Genomic DNA, 4,408 nt, shown 5'->3' with positions numbered 1-4,408 from the left:
TTGGTCACATCACTTGCACCGGAGGGTGTGTGAAGCCTGAAGGAGGGCTGTCCGCTGTCCGTGAGTCGCACGTTCTCGGCGCGAACGTCCGCTTCGTCGGACTCCCCGAAAAGGATCACCTTCGCCTTCGTCCGGGAGGACATGGCGCGTACGAGGGCGTCGTCCGCGTTGAGGATCGCGGTGCCGCCCTCCTCGGCCGGCGGCAGGGACTCGACGAGTTCGCCCTTGGCCTGGGCGATCTGCTCCCGGCCGCCGAACTCGCCGATGTGGGCGCTGCCGACGTTGAGGACGAGGCCGATCCGCGGCGGGGTGAGTTCGGTGAGGTACCGGATGTGGCCGATGCCGCGGGCGCCCATCTCCAGCACGAGGTACCTGGTGTCCTCGGTGGCGGTGAGGGCGGTCAGCGGCAGCCCGATCTCGTTGTTGTGCGAGCCGGGCGTGAACACCGTCGGCGCCTGGCGCTGGAGGACCTGCGCGATGAGGTCCTTGGTGCTGGTCTTGCCGGCGGATCCGGTGAGCGCGACGAGGGTGGCGCCGAGGCGCCGTACGACGTGCCGGGCGAGGGCGCCGAGGGCGGCCTGGACGTCGTCCACGACGATCGCGGGCACGCCGACGGGGCGGGAGCCGAGCACGGCCACCGCTCCGGCGTCCACGACCGCCGACGCGAAATCGTGGCCGTCCACGCGCTCGCCGACGAAGGCGACGAAGAGGCTGCCGGGCCCGGCCTCCCGGGAGTCCCGGACCACCGGCCCGGTGACCTCGGCGGACGCGTCCGGTATGTCGTGCATCTGCCCGCCGACGACTTCTGCGATCTCGGCGAGGGAGAGGGCGATCACAAGTTCATCCCCTGGGTCTTCAGGATTTTCATCCCTGGGTCTTCCGGATGGCTTCGCGAAGCACCTGGCGGTCGTCGAAGGGACGGACCACTCCGGCGATGTCCTGGCCCTGCTCGTGGCCCTTGCCCGCCACCAGCACGGTGTCGCCGGGCTCGGCCCGGGCGACGGCGGCGGCGATCGCGGCGGCCCGGTCCTCGAAGACCTGGACCTCGCCGCGCTCGTGGGCGGGCACGGAGGCCGCGCCCTGGAGCATGGTGGCGAGGATGGCCAGCGGGTCCTCGGAGCGGGGGTTGTCGGAGGTCAGTACGGCGGTGTCGGCGAAGCGGGCCACGGCGGCGCCCATCGGCTCCCGCTTGGTGGTGTCCCGGTCGCCGCCGCAGCCGAGCACGGCGTGCAGCTTGCCCTCGGTCACCTTGCGCAGGGCCCGCAGCACGGACTCGACCGCGTCGGTCTTGTGGGCGTAGTCGACCACCGCGAGGTAGGGCTGGCCCTCGTCGACGCGCTCCAGCCGGCCCGGCACGCCCGGCACCGCGCCGACGCCGTCGGCGGCGGTCTGCGGGTCGAGTCCGGCGGCGGCCAGCGCGGCGATCGCGGCGAGGGTGTTGGCCACGTTGAAGGGACCGGCCAGCGGCGACCTGGCGGCGATCCGCTCGCCCTTGGGGCCGACCACGGTGAACGTCGAGTCCATCGGCCCGACCGTGACGTCCTCGGCGCGCCAGTCGGCGTCGGGGTGGCCCTCGGCGGAGTACGTCACGACGGGCACGGTGGCCTCGTTGGCGAGGCGGCGGCCGTACTCGTCGTCGGTGTTGACGACGCCCAGCCTGCTGCGCAGCGGCGTGAACAGCTGCGCCTTGGCCTGGAAGTAGTCCTCCATGCCGGAGTGGAACTCCATGTGCTCCGGGCTGAGGTTGGTGAACACCGCGACGTCGAAGACGCAGGCGTCGACCCGGCCGAGCACGAGGGCGTGGCTGGAGACCTCCATGGCGACGGCCTCGGTGCCGCGTTCGCGCATGACGGCGAACAGGGCCTGGAGGTCGGTGGCCTCGGGCGTGGTGCGCTCGGACTTGATGCGCTCGTCGCCGATGCGCATCTCGACCGTGCCGATGAGCCCGGTGGACCTCGCCGTGCGCAGGCCGCCCTCGACGAGGTAGGCGGTGGTGGTCTTGCCGGAGGTTCCGGTGATGCCGATCTGGAGGAGATCGCGGCCGGGGTGGCCGTAGATCGTGGCCGCCAGTTCGCCCATCCGCGCGCGCGGGTCGTCGACGACGAGCGCCGGCAGCCCGGTGGCGGCGACGCGCTCGGCGCCGGCCGGGTCGGTCAGCACCGCGGCGGCGCCGAGACCGGCGGCCTGGGTGACGAAGTCGGCGCCGTGGGCGCGGGCTCCGGGGAGGGCGGCGTACAGGTCGCCGGGGCGGACGGCGCGGGAGTCATGGGTGATGCCCGTGACCCCGGCGGTGCTGTCCGGCGCGGCGACACCCAGCTGATCGGCGAGTTCCGCGAGGGGGGTGGCGGAGACCTGCACCGGCCGGGGCGGTCCCGGATATGTCACGGGGTGGCCCTTCTGGGTGGATTGGGACTGATCAGCGTGTGGCACGGCGGTGAGCGTACCGGGCGTAGCCGCTTCCGGGCGAAGCGAGGTGCGGGGGGTGCTGTGGTTCCCGGGATCCGGGGTGATCGTTGTCACGGATGGTTCCTGGTGGCTCGGTGCTGGCTCGGTGCGGGGGTCTCTCGGCCGGTCAGGGCTTGAAGGCGACCGGAAGCTTGGCGGGTGCGGCCCCGGTCGGCGGGACCTGAAGGGTCTTCAGCGCGAACTCCATGACCTGCTTGTAGATGGGGCCGCAGATCTGGCCGCCGAAGTAGCTGCCCGCGGTGGCGTTCTGGATGGCGCAGTAGACGGTGACGCGGGGCTTGTCGGCGGGGGCGAACCCGGCGAACGACGAGGTGTAGCCGTGGTACTTGCCGGTGGCCGGATCCACTCGGTTGGCCGTGCCCGTCTTGCCCGCCACGCGGTAGCCGGGGATACGGGCCTTGGTGCCGGTGCCCTCCTCGTCGTCGACGACGGACTCCAGCATCTGCGCGAGGGTCTTGGCGGTCTTCTCGCTGACCACACGGGTCTTCTTGGGCTCGGGGGCCGAGGTGAAGCGTCCGTCGTCGCCCTTGGTGCCGCGCACGAGCGTGGGTTCGACGCGGACGCCGCCGTTGGCGATCGTCGAGTACACGGAGGCCGCCTGGAGCGCGTTCACGGAGACGCCCTGGCCGAAAGGGATCGTGTACTGCTGCGAGGTCGACCACTGGTCGGGCGGCGCGAGGATGCCCGCGGTCTCGCCGGGGAAGCCGAGCCCGCTGTAGTCGCCGAGGCCGAACTTGCGCAGATAGGAGTAGAGCACCCGGTTGGCCTCCTGCTGGTTCCCGCCCAGCTCGCCGGTGGCCATGATCGTGCCGATGTTGCTGGACTTGGCGAGCACGCCGTTGAGCGTGAGGTACCAGGTGGGGTGGTCGATGTCGTCCTTGAAGAGCCGGTCGCCGCGCTTGAGCCGGTTGGGGACGGTGAGGTGGGTCGCCGGCGTGGCGACGTCCTCCTCCAGCACGGCCGCCATCGACAGCACCTTGGCGGTGGAGCCGGGCTCGAACGCGTCCTGGAGGGCGCCGTTGCCGAGCGCCTCGGGGTCGGCGTGGGCCAGGTCGCCCGGGTCGAAGCCGGGCGAGTTGGCCATGGCCAGGATCTCGCCGGTGCGGGTGTCCTGGACGATGACGTAGCCGCCGTCCGCCTTGGACTTCTCGACCTGGTCGCTGATGGCGTGCTGCGCGGCCCACTGGATGTCGCGGTCGATGGTCAGCTCGACGTCGCTGCCGGGCACGGCGCGGGTCTCGGAGCCGCCGGCGGTGGGCACCTGGCGTCCGCCGGACTGCACGTAGCGGACCTCGCCGTCCTGGCCGGCCAGCGTCCCGTTCAGCTGCCGTTCCAGGCCGCCGCCGCCCTTGCCGTCGGCGCCGACCCAGCCCAGGATGCCGGCGGCGAGGTCACCGCCCGGGTACACGCGCTTGCTGCTGGGGTCGGCGAGGACGCCGGCGAGGACGTTGACGGCGGACTTGTCCGTCTCGGCCTTCTTGCCGAGCGCGGCCTTCAGGTCCTTGATCTGGTTCCAGACCTGCGGGGTCTGCCGCTGGGCGAGCCGGACGTAGCGCAGCTTCCGGTTCTCCGGGCGCAGCCGCTCGACCAGTTCCCGCTGGTCCGTGCCGAGGATCGGCGCGAGGAGCGCCGCCGCCTGCTCGGGGCCGTCGCCGATCTTCAGCGCCTCGCGGGTGAACAGCGTGGGGTCGGCCGTGATGTCGTAGGCGTCCACGGTGGCCGCGAGGGCGACGCCGTTGCGGTCGGTGATGCCGCCGCGGTCGGCGGTCAGGGTGTGCACGACGTAGCGGTTCTGCTCGGCCTTGGCGGTGTAGGTGCCGGCGTCGACGGCCTGCACCTGGAGCAGCCGTACGACGAAGGCGGCCAGGACGAGGGTCAGCGCGAGGCCGATCATGCGCAGCCGGGGCCGGGGGCTGCCCAGCCGGATGGTGCGCGGGGCGCC

The 4,408-nt window shown here is 72.3% G+C and carries 3 protein-coding genes; all 3 read right to left on the bottom strand.

The features are described 5' to 3' along the window. On the bottom strand, positions 1-836 hold an 836-nt coding region (locus GTW67_RS28525; RefSeq protein ID WP_161167639.1), incomplete at its 3' end, for a Mur ligase family protein. A 28-nt stretch (positions 837-864) separates the two neighbouring features. Continuing rightward, on the bottom strand, positions 865-2,385 hold the full coding sequence (locus GTW67_RS28520) for a UDP-N-acetylmuramoyl-L-alanyl-D-glutamate--2,6-diaminopimelate ligase (protein WP_161167638.1): 1,521 nt from the start codon (positions 2,383-2,385) through the stop codon (positions 865-867). Between the two features lie 187 nt (positions 2,386-2,572). Further along, a partial coding sequence (locus GTW67_RS28515; RefSeq protein WP_161167637.1) for a peptidoglycan D,D-transpeptidase FtsI family protein occupies positions 2,573-4,408 on the bottom strand: 1,836 nt, incomplete at its 5' end.

Source organism: Streptomyces sp. SID5910, from assembly GCF_009862125.1.
Taxonomy (GTDB): domain Bacteria; phylum Actinomycetota; class Actinomycetes; order Streptomycetales; family Streptomycetaceae; genus Streptomyces.
This window is presented reverse-complemented; position numbering and strand designations above follow the sequence as displayed.